This window comes from Streptomyces sp. NPDC026659 (assembly GCF_040638245.1).
Lineage (GTDB): Bacteria > Actinomycetota > Actinomycetes > Streptomycetales > Streptomycetaceae > Streptomyces.
Map to the genome: position 1 here is coordinate 470,760 of NZ_JBEZXY010000002.1, position 18,143 is coordinate 488,902.

Sequence of the window (18,143 nt, forward strand, 5' to 3'; positions counted from 1 at the left end):
TCCTTTGCAGACACCATGGCCTTCGGGCCGGGAGAAATCGGAGCCCGCCCGCTGCCGACCGCCCCGTGACTCACTTGGGAGTCACTAGGATCCGAGACATGGCACGGCAGGTGAAACGGGCGTTCAGGTACCGTTTCTACCCCACGGACGAGCAGATGGCGGAGCTGTCGCGCACGTTCGGCTGTGCCCGTCTCGTCTACAACAAGGCGCTGGAGGAACACACCCGCGCCTGGGGTGACGAGCAGCGCCGGATCTCCTACGTGCAGTCGTCGGCCGCGCTGACCGGCTGGAAGAAGACCGCGGAACTCGCCTTCCTGGCCGAGGTCTCCTCGGTGCCGCTTCAGCAGGCGTTGCGGCATCTTCAGACGGCGTTCTCGAACTTCTTCGCCAGGCGGGCGAAGTACCCCCGCTTCAAGTCGCGGAAGAAGTCCCGCGCATCGGCGGAGTACACCCGCTCCGGCTTCAAGTGGCGCGGCGGCCGTCTGACGCTGGCGAAGATGGCCGAGCCGCTGGACATCCGCTGGTCGCGTCCCCTGCCCCAGGGTGCGGAGCCGTCGACGGTGACCGTGTCCCGCGACAGCGCGGGGCGCTGGTTCGTGTCCCTGCTGTGCGAAGACGTCATCGCTCCCGCTCTGGCGACGGCAGCGGCGGTCGGGATCGACGCCGGGATCGCTTCCCTGGTGACCCTGTCCACCGGGGAGAAGATCGCCAACCCGAAGCACGAGCGCCGGAACCGGGTGCGGCTCGCCCGCACGCAACGGGAGCTTTCCCGCAAGGCCAAGGGCTCGAACAACCGGGAGAAGGCCCGCCGGAAGGTCGCACGTGTCCACGCCCGGATCGCCGACCGCCGCCGGGACTTCCTCCACAAGCTCACCACTCGTCTCGTCCGTGAGAACCAAACGGTCGTGATCGAGGACCTCACCGTCCGCAACCTGCTGAAGAACCACAGCCTGGCGCGCGCCATCTCCGACGCCGCCTGGACGGAACTCCGGTCGATACTGACCTACAAGTGCGCCTGGTACGGGCGCGATCTCATCGTGATCGACCGCTTCTTCCCCAGCTCCAGACTGTGCGGGAACTGCGGCACGGTCCGCGACACGCTGCCGTTGAACACCCGTGAATGGACGTGCGACCACTGCGGCGCCGTCCACGACCGCGACGTGAACGCGGCACGCAACATCCTGGCCGCCGGGCTGGCGGCCACTGCCTGTGGAGGCGGTGTAAGACCTCAACGGGAATCCTCCCGATTGAGGCAACCGCCGATGAAGCAGGAAACCCGGCGGGCGACCGCCGGACTCCCGCCCTTAAAGCGGGGGAAGGGGCCAAGCAAGCCACCCTAGGTGTGGGAAACACCGCACTGCCGACCGGTGGACACGCCACTACGCTACGGATGACTTACCGTCCCCCCTTTTGAGCAGGCAGGGAGCCGCATCCCGATGTCCGAGCCGGAAGAGCGTCACGAGATCGACATTCACACGACCGCGGGGAAGCTCGCGGATCTCACGCGGCGGATCGATGAGGCGACGCACGCCGGGTCGGCGCGGGCCGTCGAGAAGCAGCATGCCAAGGGAAAGCTGACGGCTCGTGAGCGGGTGGAACTCCTGCTGGACGAGGGGTCGTTCGTGGAGCTGGACGAGTTCGCCAGGCACCGGTCGACCAACTTCGGGCTTGAGGCGAACCGGCCGTACGGCGACGGGGTCGTGACCGGGTACGGCACGGTGGACGGGCGTCCGGTGGCCGTGTTCTCGCAGGACTTCACCGTGTTCGGCGGGGCGCTCGGCGAGGTGTACGGGCAGAAGATCGTCAAGGTCATGGACTTCGCGCTGAAGACCGGCTGTCCGGTCATCGGGATCAACGACTCCGGTGGCGCCCGTATTCAGGAAGGAGTCGCGTCGCTCGGAGCGTACGGCGAGATCTTCCGGCGGAACACGCACGCGTCCGGGGTCATTCCGCAGATCAGCCTGGTCGTCGGGCCCTGTGCCGGTGGTGCCGTCTACTCGCCCGCGATCACCGACTTCACGGTCATGGTCGACCGGACCAGCCACATGTTCATCACCGGGCCCGACGTGATCAAGACCGTCACCGGTGAGGACGTCGGCTTCGAGGAGCTGGGCGGCGCCCGTACGCACAACGCCACCTCCGGCGTGGCCCACCACATGGCGGGCGACGAGAAGGACGCGATCGAGTACATCAAGCAGTTGCTGTCGTACCTGCCGTCCAACAACCTCAGCGAGGCCCCGGTCTTCGCCGAGGAGGCCGACCTCGCCGTCACGGACGAGGACCGCGAGCTGGACACGCTGGTGCCGGACAGCGCGAACCAGCCGTACGACATGCACACGGTGCTCGAACACGTCCTGGACGACGGGGAGTTCTTCGAGACGCAGGCGCTGTTCGCGCCGAACATCGTCACCGGGTTCGGGCGGGTCGAGGGGTACCCGGTGGGGCTCGTGGCCAACCAGCCGATGCAGTTCGCGGGGTGCCTGGACATCAAGGCGAGCGAGAAGGCCGCCCGCTTCGTGCGCACCTGCGACGCCTTCAACATCCCGGTCCTCACCTTCGTGGACGTCCCCGGCTTCCTGCCCGGCGTCGGCCAGGAGCACGACGGCATCATCCGCCGGGGCGCGAAGCTGATCTACGCCTACGCCGAGGCCACCGTCCCGCTGATCACCGTGATCACCCGCAAGGCGTTCGGCGGCGCGTACGACGTGATGGGCTCCAAGCACCTGGGCGCCGACCTCAACCTGGCCTGGCCCACCGCGCAGATCGCGGTCATGGGCGCGCAGGGCGCCGTCAACATCCTGCACCGCCGCACCATCGCGGAGGCGGAGGCGGCCGGCGAGGGCGACGCCACGCGGGCGCGGCTGATCCAGGAGTACGAGGACACGCTGCTCAACCCGTACGTCGCGGCCGAGCGCGGCTACGTCGACGCGGTGATCATGCCGTCCGACACCCGCTCCCACATCGTGCGGGGCCTGCGTCAACTGCGTACCAAGCGGGAATCCCTGCCTCCGAAGAAGCACGGCAACATCCCCCTGTAGGACCCGAGGACCACGCGGACGTAGACCGGGAGCCGTCATGAACATCAAGGTCGTACGAGGCAATCCGACCCCGGAGGAGCTGGCCGCCGCACTGGCGGTGGTCCGGGCCCGCGCCGTGGCGGCCGCCGGGGCGCCGTCCGGCGCGGCGAGCGCGCGGGACGCGTGGTCCGACCCGGCCCGGATCGCGGGGCGCCGGATGCCGCGGCCCGGCCCGGTGTCCTGGAGCCGCACCTACTGGCCGAGCTGACCCGCGAGACCGAACGGTTCCGGCCGGGTCCGGAAGAGCCGCCTCAGGTGAGTACGCGTACTCAGGCGCCGGACCCGGGCGTCCCCGCACGCTGGGGGCATGCTGTGGTCAGACCCCGAGAACGAGCCGCCCGAGGAACTCCGCCGGATGGAGGAGAAGCTCAGGCGGCTCGGGCTCTTCGTGGCCCTGGCCATGGTGCTGACGATGATCGTGATCGGCCTGAGGTGAGCCGTCCGGCGGCGCTAGGCTGACGGCATGACCGACCAGCAGCGCCGCCGTCTCGTGCTCGCCTCCCAGTCCCCCGCCCGGCTCGGCCTGCTGCGGCAGGCCGGTCTCGCGCCGGAGGTGATCGTCAGCGGGGTCGACGAGGACGCCGTCACGGCTCCCACCCCGGCGGAGCTGGCGCTCGCGCTGGCCGAGGCGAAGGCGTCCGTGGTCGCGGCGAAGCCCGAGGTGCAGGGCGCGCTGGTGATCGGCTGCGACTCGGTCCTGGAGCTGGACGGGCAGGCGCTCGGCAAGCCCGCCGACGCCGAGGAGGCCACCGCCCGCTGGAAGGCGATGCGCGGCCGGGCCGGGGTGCTCCAGACCGGACACTGCGTGTGGGACACGACGGCGAAGCGGTACGTGTCCGCGACCGCCTCCACGGTGGTCCGCTTCGGCGAGCCCTCGGACGAGGAGATCGCCGCCTACGTCGCCTCGGGCGAGCCGCTGCACGTCGCCGGGGCGTTCACGCTGGACGGCCGTTCGGCGCCGTTCATCGAGGGCATCGACGGCGACCACGGCAACGTGATCGGCATCAGCCTGCCCCTGGTCCGCAAGCTGCTGGCCGAACTGGGCGTCGGCATCACGGAATTGTGGGCGCCGTCCGAGTGAACGGGGCGCGGCCCGGCTTGTCCTCCGTGCGGGGGGCCGGGATGACGGGGGCCGGGGCCTGGGGTGCGGCCTCGGCGGTCGCCGTACCGTCACCGCCCTTGCCGGGGTCGCCGCCGTCCACGGCCTGGGGCGCGGGCTCCGCGTCGTAGGTCATCAGGAGCAGGACGAGCAGGGCGAAGGCCACCATCAGCGTCACGAACACCGCGGGGTCCGTGAGGGCCAGGGCGGCGGCGCCCAGCAGGGCGTTGACCACGGCGACGCTGATGAGCAGGACGCGGCCGAACCCGGCCGGGGCGCGGTCGCGCACCGCGACCAGCAGGGCGACGAGCGCGCACAGCGCGAAGTAGAGCCCGAAGACCACGCCGCCGATCTTCGAGGACACCGACATCAGATCGGGGTCGACTCCGGCGAGCGACATGTTCTGGCGGTCGGCGACCATGCCGAGGAACCAGTTGAACGCCGCGATGACGCAGCCCTCGGCCAGCAGGACGACCGTCACGATCCATGCCACCGGTCTGCGCACCACCGGCCCCCACCCACTCTCACCCGAAGGCCGAAGCACAAAGCTCGAAGCCCGAACAGTTCTGCTGTTACCCGAAGTACGTTCGCGTCAATCGCGAACGGTACATCCGGTCACGGCCGGCGGGGAGGGGTCGGCGGAGGGTAAAGCGGAGGACAAGGGGCGGGGCGGCCGCAAAGAATCATTGGGCCATTCGTAGGGACTCCACAAAGAAACCGCGTGGCCCGCAGCACGCTTTCACAGAGACCTTGGCCACATGGCAGGGCTAGGGTTTTCCGGTGGAGTCCTGCGCACCCAGGTGCGACATGGGCTTTCGTGGAACGAGTGGGCCTCGCATCACGCTCCGTGTGGGCAAGCTCACCATTGGGGACGGGTCGTAGTGCCGTGTCGGCAGTCCCTAAACTCGGCTTGTTTCAAGGAGGGAGCCTCAATCGTGCGCAAGGTGCTCATCGCCAACCGTGGCGAAATCGCTGTCCGCGTAGCCCGGGCCTGCCGGGACGCCGGGATCGCGAGCGTGGCCGTATACGCCGACCCGGACCGGGACGCTCTGCACGTCCGGGCCGCGGATGAGGCGTTCGCCCTGGGCGGTGACACTCCGGCCACCAGTTACCTGGACATCGAGAAGGTCCTGAACGCCGCCCGGGAATCCGGCGCGGACGCCATCCACCCGGGCTACGGCTTCCTCTCGGAGAACGCCGAGTTCGCGCAGGCCGTGCTGGACGCGGGCCTGGTCTGGATCGGCCCGCCGCCGCAGGCGATCCGGGACCTGGGTGACAAGGTCGCCGCGCGGCACATCGCGCAGCGCGCCGGTGCCCCGCTGGTCGCCGGTACGCCGGACCCGGTCTCCGGGGCCGACGAGGTCGTGGCCTTCGCCAAGGAGCACGGGCTGCCGATCGCGATCAAGGCCGCCTTCGGCGGTGGCGGTCGCGGTCTGAAGGTCGCCCGCACGCTCGAAGAGGTCCCCGAGCTGTACGACTCGGCGGTCCGCGAGGCGGTCGCGGCCTTCGGCCGGGGCGAGTGCTTCGTCGAGCGCTACCTGGACCGTCCGCGGCACGTGGAGACCCAGTGCCTGGCCGACAAGCACGGCAACGTGGTCGTCGTCTCCACCCGTGACTGCTCGCTCCAGCGCCGCCACCAGAAGCTGGTGGAGGAGGCCCCGGCGCCGTTCCTCTCCAAGAAGCAGGTCGCGGAGCTGTACCGCGCGTCCAAGGCCATCCTGAAGGAGGCCGGGTACGAGGGCGCGGGCACCTGTGAGTTCCTGGTCGGCCAGGACGGCACGATCTCCTTCCTGGAGGTCAACACCCGGCTCCAGGTCGAGCACCCGGTGACCGAGGAGGTCGCGGGCATCGACCTGGTGCGCGAGATGTTCCGCATCGCCGACGGCGAGGAGCTGGGCTACGGCGACCCGGAGCTGCGCGGCCACTCCTTCGAGTTCCGCATCAACGGCGAGGACCCGGGCCGGGGCTTCCTCCCCGCCCCCGGTACGGTCACCCGCTTCGACGCGCCGTCCGGTCCCGGTGTCCGCCTGGACGCGGGCGTGGAGTCCGGCTCGGTCATCGGCCCGGCGTGGGACTCCCTGCTGGCCAAGCTGATCGTCACCGGCCGCACCCGCAAGGAGGCCCTGGAGCGGGCCGCCCGTGCGCTGGACGAGTTCCAGGTCGAGGGCATGGCCACGGCCATCCCGTTCCACCGCGTGGTGGTCCGCGACCCGGCGTTCGCCCCCGAGCTGACGGGCTCTTCGGACCCCTTCCAGGTCCACACCCGCTGGATCGAGACCGAGTTCGTCAACGAGATCAAGCCCTTCACCGCCCCCGCCGACGCGGAGGCCGAGGAGGAGCTGGGCCGCGAGACGGTCGTGGTCGAGGTCGGCGGCAAGCGCCTGGAGGTCTCCCTCCCGACCTCGCTCGGCATGTCCCTGGCCCGCACCGGCCTCGCGGCGGGCGCCAAGCCGAAGCGCCGCGCCGCCAAGAAGTCCGGCCCGGTCGCCTCCGGCGACACCCTCGCCTCCCCCATGCAGGGCACGATCGTCAAGATCGCGGTCGAGGAGGGCCAGGAGGTCAAGGAAGGCGACCTCGTCGTCGTCCTCGAAGCCATGAAGATGGAACAGCCCCTCAACGCCCACCGCTCCGGCACCATCAAGGGCCTGACGGCAGAGGTCGGCGCGTCGATCACCTCGGGCGCCCCGATCTGCGAGATCAAGGACTGAAACCCCGCTTCACCACGGACGCCCGGCCCCGGCCGGGCGTCCCCCGTTTCACGCCAGCACGAGAGACAAAACGCGCCGCAAGCCACCCCAAAGGGGCGCGGGGAACTGCGCAAGAAGCGAAGACGACCCGCACCCGAAACGCGACGCGAACCACCCCTTAGGGGCGCGGGGAACTGCGCGAAGGCGAAGACGGCCCGCACCCGAAACGCGACGCAAGCCACCCCCAGGGGCGCGGGGAACTGCGCGACAAGCCATCACGCACCCGCACCCGACAACGAACCCCCCGCCGAATCGGCGAAGCCTACCGCCGCCGAAGATCAGCGACGCGCCCCTCGCTCAGGCCGGAGGCCGACCGCAGTGCGGCCGACGGGTGTCCCCGGCGCGGGCCGGGAAGGGCCCGCTGGCGGGGAGTGGCCGCAGGCCCCGGCTCACCCCCCGGCGCCCCGCTCGCCCCGTTCCCCCCGGCCACGACGATCTGCACCCCCTGATCGGCGAGAGCCTGGAGTTCCGTGGCGGCGCGGTCGTCGTGCGGGGGCGGGTCGTCGGTGACCAGCCGGGTGATCAGCTCGGTCGGGACGGTCTGGAACATGGTGTCGGTGCCGAGCTTGGTGTGGTCCGCGAGGACCACGACCTCGGCGGCCGCCTGGACGAGCGCCCGGTCGACGGAGGCCGACAGCATGTTGGACGTGGACAGCCCGCGCTCGGCGGTCAGCCCGCTCCCGGAGAGGAACGCCTTGGAGACGCGCAGCCCTTGGAGGGACTGCTCGGCACCGGAGCCGACGAGGGCGTAGTTGGAGCCCCGCAGGGTGCCCCCGGTCATGACGACCTCCACCCGGTTGGCATGGGCCAACGCCTGGGCCACCAGCAGGGAGTTGGTGACCACGGTCAGCCCGGGTACCCGGGCCAGTCTGCGGGCCAGCTCCTGCGTGGTCGTACCGGCGCCGACCACGATGGCCTCGCCCTCTTCGACGAGCCCCGCCGCGAGATCGGCGATGGCCGTCTTCTCGGCGGTCGCGAGATGGGACTTCTGCGGGAAGCCGGACTCTCGCGTGAACCCGCCCGGCAACACCGCACCGCCGTGCCGGCGGTCGAGGAGTCCTTCTGCCTCCAGCGCGCGCACGTCCCGCCGTACGGTCACTTCGGAGGTCTGGACGACGCGGGCGAGTTCACGGAGCGACACGGCCCCGTTCGCTCGCACCATTTCGAGGATCAATTGACGACGTTCTGCAGCGAACACGAAACTGACAGTAACCCCAACGACCGTCTGCTTTCAGCAGTTTGCGCCGAATAGCAGAAGTTGTTCGCGACGTGGTGCCCGAGGTGGTATAGGAACCGCCGCACACCGCCGTGCCCCCGGAAACACGAGAACTCCCCGCACCCGGCGGGGAGTTCGCGTGAAACAGAAGGCTCAGAAGGGCCTTCTCAGCCCTCCGCGCCCGCCTTCCGCGTGTGCAGCTGCCGCGCGACCTCCGCGATCGAGCCCGACAGGGACGGGTAGACCGTGAACGCCTTCGCGATCTGCTCGACCGTCAGGTTGTTGTCCACGGCGATCGAGATGGGGTGGATCAGCTCCGAGGCGCGCGGCGCGACGACGACACCGCCGACCACGATCCCCGTGCCCGGACGGCAGAAGATCTTGACGAAGCCGTCCCGGATGCCCTGCATCTTGGCGCGCGGGTTGCGCAGCAGCGGCAGCTTGACCACGCGCGCGTCGATCTTGCCCGCGTCCACGTCGGCCTGGGTGTAGCCGACGGTGGCGATCTCGGGGTCGGTGAAGACGTTCGAGGAGACCGTCTTGAGGTTCAGCGGGGCCACCGAGTCGCCGAGGAAGTGGTACATGGCGATACGGCCCTGCATCGCGGCCACCGAGGCGAGCGCGAAGACACCGGTGACGTCACCGGCGGCGTACACACCGGGGGCGGTCGTGCGGGAGACCCGGTCGGTCCAGATGTGGCCCGACTCGCGCAGCTTGACCCCGGCCTCCTCCAGGCCGAGCCCGGCGCTGTTCGGGATCGCGCCGACCGCCATCAGGCAGTGCGTACCGGTGATCACGCGGCCGTCCGCGAGCGTGACCTCCACCCGGTCGCCGACCCGCTTGGCGGACTGGGCGCGGGAGCGGGACATCACGTTCATGCCCCGGCGGCGGAAGACGTCCTCCAGGACGGCGGCGGCGTCCGGGTCCTCGCCGGGCAGCACGCGGTCGCGGGAGGAGACGAGGGTGACCTTGGAACCGAGCGCCTGGTAGGCACCGGCGAACTCGGCGCCGGTGACGCCGGAGCCGACCACGATCAGCTCTTCCGGCAGCTCGTCGAGGTCGTAGACCTGGGTCCAGTTGAAGATGCGCTCGCCGTCGGGCTGCGCGTCGGGCACCTCGCGCGGGTGGCCGCCGGTCGCGATGAGCACGGCGTCGGCGGTGAGGGTCTCCTCGGAGCCGTCGGCGGCGGTGACGACGACCTTGCGGGAGCCGTCGAGCGCCTGCATGCCCTCCAGGCGGCCCCGGCCGCGCATGACCCGGGCACCGGCGCGCGTCACGGCGGCGGTGATGTCGTGCGACTGGGCGAGCGCGAGCCGCTTCACCCGGCGGTTGACCTTGCCGAGGTCCACGCCGACCACGCGGGCGGCCTGCTCGATGTGCGGGGTGTCGTCGGCGACGATGATCCCCAGCTCCTCGTAGGAGGAGTCGAAGGTGGTCATCACCTCCGCCGTGGCGATGAGCGTCTTCGACGGGACGCAGTCGGTCAGCACCGACGCCCCGCCCAGACCGTCGCAGTCGACGACGGTCACCTCCGCGCCGAGCTGCGCCGCCGTCAGCGCCGCCTCGTACCCGCCGGGTCCACCACCGATGATCACGATCCGAGTCACGTACCCCATTGTCCCGCACGCGGGTCTCCGACGGTTCGGCGGGGGCGGGCGTTCTCCGGCGGTTCGGCGGCAACGGCCCCCCGACGTCCCCGCACATCCGCGGGGGACGCGCACCCGGACGCTCCGAGCAGCGCGAAAGCCGCACGTCACGTCTCCGACGGTTCCGCAGGGGCACGGGCCGATTTCCCCGACGATGCGGGGAGACGGCCTCCCGGCAGACCCGCGGCGGCGCACACCGCGCCTCCGACGGTCCGGTCCGGCAGGGGCACGGGCGGCTTCCCCGACGCTCCGGCGCAGACCCACCCCGCCTCCCGGCAGACCCGCAGCGGCGCGCACCAGGCATTCCGGGCAGCTCGCAGGGCCCACACGCCGCGTCTCCGACGGTTCGGCGGGGGCGCGGGGCGGGTCTCCGACGGTTCGACAGGGGCACTGTCGACAGGGGCACTGCGGTCCCCTCGGCGATTCCGCACAGGCGGCCACCCCGCCTCCCGAGGCCCGGCGGGAAGAGACACCGGCATCCCCAAGCCCGGCAGGAGGACACCCCCGGGCCCGGCCACCGTCCGCCCGAGAGGAACGCGCCCCCAAACCATCCCGGCTGCCCCGAAAGGCACACGCCAGGTCCCCCCGGCAACCGAGGCGCGGCGTTCATCAGGCCGCCCCTCCGGCTTCAGGGGCCCCCGCACCCCCTGCCGTACCCTCTGTCCATGTCGCTCTACGCCGCCTACGCCGGCAACCTCGACGCGCGGCTGATGTCGCGCCGCGCCCCGCACTCCCCGCTGCGCGCGACCGGCTGGCTGAACGGCTGGCGGCTGACCTTCGGCGGCGAGCAGCTCGGCTGGGAGGGCGCGCTCGCGACACTGGTCGAGGAGCCCGGGGCGCAGGTCTTCGTCGGTCTGTACGACATCGCGCCGATGGACGAGGACTCGTTGGACCGCTGGGAGGGCGTCGGCCTCGGCGTCTACCGGCGCCTGAAGGTCCGGGTGCACACCCTGGACGGCGAGGAACCCGCCTGGGTGTACGTCCTCAACGGCTACGAGGGCGGTCTGCCCTCGGCCCGCTACCTCGGCGAGATCGCGGACGCCGCCGAGTCCGCGGGCGCCCCGCACGACTATGTGATGGAGCTGCGCAAGCGGCCCTGCTGAGCCGGTCCCGGGCCGTGGTGTGAGGGGTTCTCCGCCCTTCTCACGAGTCCGCCCCGGCCGTCTCACGAGCCCATCCCGCGCCGCCGCACGAGTCCACCCCACACCGCCGCGCGAAGGGCTCTCCGTCCCTTCGTCAACGGTTTGCCCACCGTTCGCCGAAATCTTCCTGACAACGATCGCATTCCCGTGGGCGCTGTCATCTACGCGCGTAGGCGAAGACCGGCTACCCTCGTGCCGTGAACGCATCTCTCCTTCCGGACGACCCCCACGCCGCCGCCGACGCCGCCGCCGCGCGCCTGCGCGAGCTCACGGGCGCCGAGACCCACGACGTCGCCCTCGTGATGGGCTCCGGCTGGGCCCCGGCCGTGGACGCCCTGGGCGCGCCCGACGCCGAGTTCCCGGTGACCGAGCTGCCCGGCTTCCCCCCGCCCGCCGTCCAGGGTCACGGCGGCAAGATCCGCTCGTACACCTTCGGCGCCAAGCGCGCCCTGGTGTTCCTGGGCCGCACGCACTACTACGAGGGCCGTGGCGTGGCCGCCGTCGCGCACGGCGTACGCACCGCCGTCGCCGCGGGCTGCAAGACGATCGTGCTGACCAACGGCTGCGGCGGTCTGCGCGAGGGCATGCGCCCCGGCCAGCCGGTGCTGATCAGCGATCACCTGAACCTGACGGCCACCTCCCCGATCGTCGGCGCCAACTTCGTCGACCTGACCGACCTGTACTCGCCGCGCCTGCGCGCCCTGTGCAAGGAGATCGACCCCTCCCTGGAGGAGGGCGTCTACGCGCAGTTCCCCGGCCCGCACTACGAGACCCCGGCCGAGATCCGCATGGCCCGTGTCATCGGCGCCGACCTGGTCGGCATGTCCACGGTCCTGGAGGCCATCGCCGCGCGCGAGGCGGGTGCCGAGGTGCTTGGCATCTCCCTGGTCACCAACCTCGCCGCGGGCATGACCGGCGAGCCCCTGAACCACGAGGAGGTCCTCCAGGCGGGCCGCGACTCGGCGGCGCACATGGGCGAGCTGCTGGGACAGGTGCTGAACCGGCTGTAGCGCCGGACGGCAGCGGACAGATCGAGAGAGAGGTTCACCCGAGGTGCAGGACGTGCAGGACGAACTCATCGCGCGGGCCCGGACGTGGCTGGCCGAGGACCCCGACCCCGAGACCCGTGCGGAGCTGAGCGCGCTCCTCGACGCCGGGGACACCGACGAGCTGGCGGCGCGGTTCAGCGGCACGCTCCAGTTCGGTACGGCGGGGCTGCGCGGCGAGCTGGGCGCGGGCCCGATGCGGATGAACCGCGCGGTCGTGATCCGCGCCGCCGCCGGTCTCGCCGCGTATCTCAAGGCCAAGGGGCAGACCGACGGCCTGGTCGTCATCGGCTACGACGCCCGGCACAAGTCGGCCGACTTCGCGCGGGACACCGCCGCCGTGATCACCGGCGCCGGGCTGCGCGCGGCCGTACTGCCCCGTCCGCTGCCCACGCCCGTCCTCGCCTACGCCATACGGCACCTCGGCGCGGCCGCGGGCGTGGAGGTCACCGCGAGCCACAACCCGCCCCGGGACAACGGCTACAAGGTGTACCTCGGCGACGGCTCCCAGATCGTCCCGCCCGCCGACGCGGAGATCGCGGCCGAGATCGACGCGGTCGTGGCCCTGGCCGACGTACCGCGCCCGGAGTCCGGCTGGGAGATCCTCGGCGACGAGGTCCTGGACGCGTATCTGGCCCGTACGGACGCGGTGCTCGCGAAGGACTCGGCGCGCACGGCCCGTACCGTCTACACGGCGATGCACGGCGTCGGCAAGGACGTGCTGCTGGCCGCGTTCGCGCGGGCGGGCTTCCCGGAGCCGGTGCTGGTGGCCGAACAGGCCGAGCCCGACCCGGACTTCCCGACCGTGGCCTTCCCCAACCCGGAGGAGCCCGGCGCGATGGACCTCGCCTTCGCGGCGGCCCGCGCGACGGACCCGGACCTCGTGATCGCCAACGACCCCGACGCCGACCGGTGCGCGGTGGCCGTGCGCGACGGCGCCGACTGGCGGATGCTGCGCGGCGACGAGGTGGGCGCGCTGCTCGCCGAGCACCTGGTGCGCCGGGGTGCGCGGGGCGTGTTCGCGGAGTCCATCGTCTCCTCCTCGCTGCTCGGCCGGATCGCGGAGCGGGCCGGGCTCCCCTACGAGGAGACCCTGACGGGCTTCAAGTGGATCGCCCGCGTGGAGGGCCTGCGCTTCGGGTACGAGGAGGCGCTCGGCTACTGCGTCGACCCCGAGGGCGTGCGCGACAAGGACGGCATCACGGCCGCGCTGCTGATCACCGAACTGGCGTCGGAGCTGAAGGAGCAGGGCCGCACCCTGACCGACCTCCTGGACGACATCGCGGTGACGTACGGCCTGCACGCCACCGACCAGCTCTCGGTCCGCGTGGAGGACCTGTCGGTCATCGCCGACGCCATGCGCCGCCTGCGCGAGCAGCCGCCGACCGTGCTGGCCGGGCTGACGGTCACCTCCGCGGAGGACCTGACCCGGGGCACCGCCACCCTCCCGCCCACGGACGGTCTGCGCTACACCCTGGACGGCGCCCGCGTCATCGTCCGCCCCAGCGGCACCGAGCCCAAGCTCAAGTGCTACCTGGAGGTCGTCCTCCCGGTCGCCGCCCACGCCGACCTCCCGGCGGCCCGGGCGAGGGCGACGGACCTGCTGACCGCGATCAAGCGGGACCTGTCGGAGGCGGCGGGGATCTGATCCCGTCCGTACGACATCGAGGGCCCGTCTCCCCGAGGAGGCGGGCCCTCGTCAAGTGCGAGGAAAATCTTCCGGGTTGCTGCGGAACCTGCGGTTACAGTCCCCGACATGACCATGGACATGACCCGCCGCAACCTCCTGCGCGGCGGCACCGGCGTCGCCGTGGGCGCGGCCGCCGCGCTCGCGCTGCCCGCTCAGGACGCGGCCGCCGAGCCCGCCGTGAACCCCGCGAACGTTCCGGGCGGTACGGCACTGATCGACGTCGCCGCCGGGTCCACCCGCTGGCTCACGGGCGTCGGCAACCAGGACAGCTCCACCACCCTGCAGGGCATCGCCTTCGACTCGGTCAACGGCCACCTGTACACCCTCCAGATAGCGGGCGCGAGCCAGGTCGCCTACCTCCGCTCGGGCAGCCAGGCCGCCGTCACCCCGTCGATCGGCGCCGACCTCCACGACAAGTCGGGCGACCTCTGTCTGACCCGCCGCGACCTGTCCACGGGCGCGATCACCGGCTACATGTACCTGCTGGGCTTCGGCCACGGCGTCTCGCTCGGCGTCGAACCGGCGCAGAGCGGCTCCCCGGCGTACGTCTGGACCGAGGCGGGCTGCGGGCAGACGGGCTTCGGCCAGGAGTTCGTCCGCTTCCCCTTCGCCGACCGGACCGTGCTGTGGACCAGCCACCCGGCCGTGCAGCGCTTCGGCTCACCGGACCCGGCGGCCACCTCCATCCCTGATCTTGCGTGGGTATCCCCGGCTTCAGCCGGGGAGGGAAACGCATCCTAAGACTGCTCTGACCCGCACCTTAGAGCGGACGTTTTTGCTGCTCGATGTACTGACGGATCACCGTCAGCGGTGCACCGCCGCACGAGCCCGCGAAGTAGGAGCGGGACCAGAACACCGAGCCCATCCCGATCCGGTTGATACGGCCGGTGTACTCCGCCCGCAAGTATCGGGAGCTGACGCCCTTCAAGCTGTTGATCAGCTTCGACAGGGCGATCTTCGGCGGGTAGTGGATCAGCAGGTGTACGTGGTCCGTCTCGCCGTTGAACTCCCTCAGCTCCACCTCGAACTTGCCGCACACCTCCCGCATGATCTCTTCGCAGCGCTTCAGCATCGCGTCATCGAATACGCCGCGCCGGCACCTGGTCACGAACACCAAGTGGGCGTGGAGGTTGTAGGCGACGTGGCGACCGGTACGGATATCGGGGTTTGGTTCCCAGCGCGGTGACATACACCAAGTGTAGTAAGATCTCGGAAGCTGGCCGGGAAGGGGGTGGGCCGGGTGATCCGTGCGTACAAGTTCCTCATGCGGCCCACCGTGGGCCAGGCCGCCGCACTGACGGCGATGCTCGCCGACCACTGCTCGCTCTACAACGGCGCGTTACAGGAACGCCGCGACGCCTACCGGCACACCTCGAAGACGAGCATCAAGTACGGGATGCAGTCCGCCCAACTCAAGGACATCCGGGCCTTCGACCCCGAGCGGCAGGGGCGCTGGTCGTTCTCCAGTCAGCAGGCCACGCTTCGCCGTCTCGACAAGGCATTCGCCGCGTTCTTCCGCCGTATCAAGTCCGGGGACACGCCCGGCTATCCGCGCTTTCGCGGTGTGAACTGGTTCGACACGGTGGACTTCCCCAAGGACGGCGACGGCTGCCGCTGGGACTCCACCCCGCACGACCCCGTCACCCGCGTCCGACTTCAGGGTGTCGGGCACGTCAAGGTCAACCAGCACCGGCCCGTGGTCGGCAAGGTCAAGACCGTGTCGGTCAAGCGCGAGGGTCGCAAGTGGTACGTCGTGCTGACCGCCGAGCAGGCCCAGCCTGCGCCGCTTCCGGCAACGGGTTCCGTGGTCGGCATCGACATGGGCATCGCCTCGTTCCTCACCACCTCCAACGGCGAGCACGTCGAGAACCCGCGTCATGCCCGGAAGGCCGCAGCGAAGCTGGAAGCCGCGCAGCAGAAGCTCAGCCGGTTCGGGCGCGTCCGCCGCGACAAACGCACCAAGAACCACCAGCGGGCCGTACAGAAGGTCGCCGACCTGCATCGCAAGGTCCGCCGCCAGCGGCTCGACCACGCCCACAAGACCGCGCTCGGCCTGGTCCGTGACCACGATCTGATAGCGCACGAGGATCTCAAGATCCGCAACATGGTCAAGGCCCCCGCGCCGAAGCCTGACCCCGAACAGTCGGGCAGCTTCCTGCCCAACGGGGCCAGTGCGAAGACGGGCCTGAACCGTTCGATCTCGGATGCCGGATGGGGGGTGTTCCTGACGATCCTGCACGCCAAGGCTGAAAGCGCCGGACGGGAAGTGATCGCCGTGGACCCCCGCAACACCTCCCGGACCTGCCCCGAATGCGGGCACGTCTCAGCGGAGAACCGGCCCACACAGGAGAAGTTCCACTGCGTTGGCTGCCGCCACCGGGCGCACGCCGACATAGTCGGGGCACTCAACGTTCTACGGGCCGGGCTGGTCCGTCGCGACGCCAACCCGGCATAGCGAGAAGCCCCCTCATTCATGAGGGGGAGGAGTCACGACCCCCTCGGTGGACGTGGACCACAACATCCTGCTGATCCGCTACCGCTACGCGATGGGCTCGGACCACTGGTTCGCGGCGTACGACCTCGCGGCGGCCGTCGCCACCGCGAACACCGGCCACCCGCTGCCCGCCCCGCTGGCCCGCATCCAGCAGCCGACGCTGTACAAGTACGCCGCCGACGGCACACCCACGACCGACAAGGCGACCTTCCAGGGCTTCACCTCGTACGGCCAGTACGTGTACATGCTCGACGGCGACGCCCGCACCGACACGACATCCGGCACCCTGACCGGCACGGACAAGTGGGCGATCCACACCACGTCCTTCGACCTCAACGGCACGCAGAACAACCCCACCACCGGCTACATCGCCAGCACCCACTCCGAGGCCGACGCCGCCGCCAACCCCCGCGAACCAGAGGGCATGGCCATCCACACCGGCTCCGGCTCACCCCGCCTGAGCTTCGGCATCACCAACAACTCGGGGAGCGACCACCAGTTCGACCTGTACTACAAGGTGTGAGGGCAGCTGGACCACTCCGACTTCTTCGGCGCCGACATCCGGCATGCGGGCAGTGTCGGTGGTGAGCGTTAAGGTCCGCTGTCGTGGACGATGCCGATCTTGACTACCGGGCCCGAACGTTGACGGGCCGCATTCCTCCGCTGCTGGTGGGGCGGCTTCTCGAACTCGGTCATGAGCGGGAAGTGGAGTTCCAGGCCGGCCGCGGGGAGTGGTTCTGCGCGCTGGAGTGGGCACGGCTGCTCGGGCATCGGGGCCGGCGCGAGCAGGCATTGGAGGTGCTCGCTCCGTACATCGCCACGAGCGGGTGGCCGGCGGCCCGAGCGCGGGCGGAGCTGCTGGAGGGCTGGGGCCGGGTGGAGGAGGCGATCGCACTGTCCCGCCCGTACGCGGAGGCTGGTGACCGGCCGGCGCTGGACTTCTGCGCGCGCCTGCTGGCACGCCACGGCCGCGGCGGCGAGGCGTTCATGCTGCTGCGCGCCGGGGTCCAGGACCGGTTCCTCGCCAAGTGTCTGGTCGACGTCGCCGAAGCGGCGGGCATGGACGAGGAAGCGGCGGTCCTGCTGGAGGCCCGGGCGCAAGCGGCGGTCCCCGCCTGTGACGACCCGGACTGCGACAACCTCCGGATGGAACCGTCCAACGCGGTCGGCCTGCTCGCCACGATCAGAGAACGCCAGGGCCGGATCGAGGAGGCGATCGCCCTGCTGCACACCCGCGAGGTCACTTCCGTCAACAACCGTGACCAGCTGGCCGACCTGCTGGCCAGGCACGACCGGATCACGGAACTGCGTGCGTACGCGGCGTCCGAGCACTACGGGCACGCCGTGCAGCGCCTTGCCGAAGTGCTGGAGGAACGCGGCGACGTGGAAGGCGCGATCGCCGCCTACCGCACGTTCGGTGCCACGCCGGACGGAATGTGGCATGCGGCTGTCCCGCTGTCCGAGCTCCTGGTCCGGCGCGGACGGGGCGCCGAGGCGATCGAGGTGATGCGCGCGCTCACCGAACGGCCCGGCGGCGCGGAGGACTGGATCGTCCACACTCTTTGCACCCTGTACGCCGACCACGGGCGGCCCCGGGACGGCCTGGCCCATCTCGATGCCCTCAAGGCACGAAGCGACGGCAAGGAGGACTGGGACATCTTCCACATGCGGCTTCCACTCATGGCCGACTGCGGCCTGCTCGATGAAGCGATCGAGGAGGCGCGGGCGCACCCCGAGGGCGACACCTGGTACGCGGCCCGGGCCCTGTCCCACATGCTCGCCGAAGCCGGCCGCGCCGAGGAAGCCGCCGCGGTCCTCGAACGGCACCCGACATGCAACAGCTCGCTCCGTGCCGAGCGCCTCATCGAACTCGGCCGCATCGACGACGCTGTACAAATCCTCCAGCAGCCGAGGCCCGAACCGGCCACACCCGCCTGGGGCGGCGCCTCCTTCACCGAACCACCGTTCTGACAGCTCGGCTGGGCC

The 18,143-nt window shown here is 70.8% G+C and carries 17 protein-coding genes; 13 read left to right on the forward strand and 4 right to left on the reverse strand.

Annotated features, from left to right (window positions below):
- Window positions 1-98: 98 nt before the first annotated feature.
- The 5 genes from AB0E91_RS06735 (at window position 99) to AB0E91_RS06755 (ending at window position 4,158) form a co-directional block, all read left to right on the forward strand.
- Window positions 99-1,340, forward strand: a complete 1,242-nt coding sequence (locus AB0E91_RS06735; protein ID WP_361776254.1) for an RNA-guided endonuclease TnpB family protein — start codon at window positions 99-101, stop codon at window positions 1,338-1,340.
- Between the two features lie 96 nt (window positions 1,341-1,436).
- On the forward strand, window positions 1,437-3,038 hold the full coding sequence (locus AB0E91_RS06740) for an acyl-CoA carboxylase subunit beta (protein ID WP_361776257.1): 1,602 nt from the start codon (window positions 1,437-1,439) through the stop codon (window positions 3,036-3,038).
- Window positions 3,039-3,075: 37 nt separating this feature from the next.
- On the forward strand, window positions 3,076-3,285 hold the full coding sequence (locus AB0E91_RS06745) for an acyl-CoA carboxylase epsilon subunit (protein WP_361776260.1): 210 nt from the start codon (window positions 3,076-3,078) through the stop codon (window positions 3,283-3,285).
- A 99-nt stretch (window positions 3,286-3,384) separates the two neighbouring features.
- On the forward strand, window positions 3,385-3,513 hold the full coding sequence (locus tag AB0E91_RS06750) for a hypothetical protein (protein WP_272919024.1): 129 nt from the start codon (window positions 3,385-3,387) through the stop codon (window positions 3,511-3,513).
- A gap of 27 nt (window positions 3,514-3,540) precedes the next feature.
- The gene (locus tag AB0E91_RS06755) at window positions 3,541-4,158 is read left to right on the forward strand and encodes a nucleoside triphosphate pyrophosphatase (RefSeq protein ID WP_361776264.1); all 618 of its coding nucleotides are present in this window, start codon (window positions 3,541-3,543) and stop codon (window positions 4,156-4,158) included.
- Here the strand turns inward: AB0E91_RS06755 and AB0E91_RS06760 are convergent.
- Entirely contained in the window at window positions 4,130-4,669 is a 540-nt protein-coding gene (locus AB0E91_RS06760) for a hypothetical protein (protein WP_361776267.1), read from the reverse strand. The two genes, AB0E91_RS06755 and AB0E91_RS06760, sit on opposite strands and share 29 nt — an antisense overlap.
- A 442-nt stretch (window positions 4,670-5,111) precedes the next feature.
- On the opposite strand from AB0E91_RS06760, the gene AB0E91_RS06765 reads away from it, so the two are divergent.
- Entirely contained in the window at window positions 5,112-6,884 is a 1,773-nt protein-coding gene (locus AB0E91_RS06765) for a biotin carboxylase N-terminal domain-containing protein (protein ID WP_361776270.1), read from the forward strand.
- Between the two features lie 301 nt (window positions 6,885-7,185).
- On the opposite strand, the gene AB0E91_RS06770 is transcribed toward AB0E91_RS06765, so the two are convergent.
- Together AB0E91_RS06770 and AB0E91_RS06775 are read right to left on the reverse strand one after the other, a co-directional pair.
- Entirely contained in the window at window positions 7,186-8,121 is a 936-nt protein-coding gene (locus tag AB0E91_RS06770; RefSeq protein WP_361776273.1) for a DeoR/GlpR family DNA-binding transcription regulator, read from the reverse strand.
- Window positions 8,122-8,306: 185 nt separating this feature from the next.
- Complete coding sequence (locus tag AB0E91_RS06775) at window positions 8,307-9,755, reverse strand: NAD(P)H-quinone dehydrogenase (RefSeq protein WP_361776276.1); 1,449 nt, start codon at window positions 9,753-9,755, stop codon at window positions 8,307-8,309.
- A 695-nt stretch (window positions 9,756-10,450) separates the two neighbouring features.
- Here AB0E91_RS06775 and AB0E91_RS06780 point away from each other — a divergent pair.
- The 4 genes from AB0E91_RS06780 to AB0E91_RS06795 all read left to right on the forward strand — a co-directional run bounded on the left by AB0E91_RS06780 (window position 10,451) and on the right by AB0E91_RS06795 (window position 14,404).
- On the forward strand, window positions 10,451-10,888 hold the full coding sequence (locus AB0E91_RS06780) for a gamma-glutamylcyclotransferase (RefSeq protein WP_361776279.1): 438 nt from the start codon (window positions 10,451-10,453) through the stop codon (window positions 10,886-10,888).
- Window positions 10,889-11,124: 236 nt separating this feature from the next.
- On the forward strand, window positions 11,125-11,937 hold the full coding sequence (locus AB0E91_RS06785; RefSeq protein ID WP_161181586.1) for a purine-nucleoside phosphorylase: 813 nt from the start codon (window positions 11,125-11,127) through the stop codon (window positions 11,935-11,937).
- A gap of 52 nt (window positions 11,938-11,989) precedes the next feature.
- Window positions 11,990-13,621, forward strand: coding sequence for a phospho-sugar mutase (locus AB0E91_RS06790; RefSeq protein ID WP_361776282.1), 1,632 nt, complete (start codon window positions 11,990-11,992; stop codon window positions 13,619-13,621).
- A gap of 108 nt (window positions 13,622-13,729) precedes the next feature.
- Window positions 13,730-14,404 carry a hypothetical protein gene (locus tag AB0E91_RS06795; RefSeq protein ID WP_361776285.1) on the forward strand — a complete coding sequence of 225 codons (675 nt, stop codon included), beginning with the start codon at window positions 13,730-13,732 and terminating at the stop codon, window positions 14,402-14,404.
- 19 nt (window positions 14,405-14,423) lie between these two features.
- Here AB0E91_RS06795 and tnpA read toward each other — a convergent pair whose 3' ends face one another.
- Entirely contained in the window at window positions 14,424-14,852 is a 429-nt protein-coding gene (tnpA, locus tag AB0E91_RS06800) for an IS200/IS605 family transposase (protein WP_361776288.1), read from the reverse strand.
- A 51-nt stretch (window positions 14,853-14,903) separates the two neighbouring features.
- Between tnpA and AB0E91_RS06805 the strand changes: the two genes are divergently transcribed.
- From AB0E91_RS06805 to AB0E91_RS06815, 3 genes are all read left to right on the forward strand, one after another.
- Complete coding sequence (locus tag AB0E91_RS06805; protein ID WP_361776291.1) at window positions 14,904-16,118, forward strand: transposase; 1,215 nt, start codon at window positions 14,904-14,906, stop codon at window positions 16,116-16,118.
- Window positions 16,119-16,164: 46 nt separating this feature from the next.
- Window positions 16,165-16,680, forward strand: coding sequence for a hypothetical protein (locus AB0E91_RS06810; RefSeq protein WP_361776294.1), 516 nt, complete (start codon window positions 16,165-16,167; stop codon window positions 16,678-16,680).
- 83 nt (window positions 16,681-16,763) lie between these two features.
- The gene (locus tag AB0E91_RS06815; RefSeq protein ID WP_361776297.1) at window positions 16,764-18,128 is read left to right on the forward strand and encodes a hypothetical protein; all 1,365 of its coding nucleotides are present in this window, start codon (window positions 16,764-16,766) and stop codon (window positions 18,126-18,128) included.
- Window positions 18,129-18,143 lie beyond the last annotated feature (15 nt).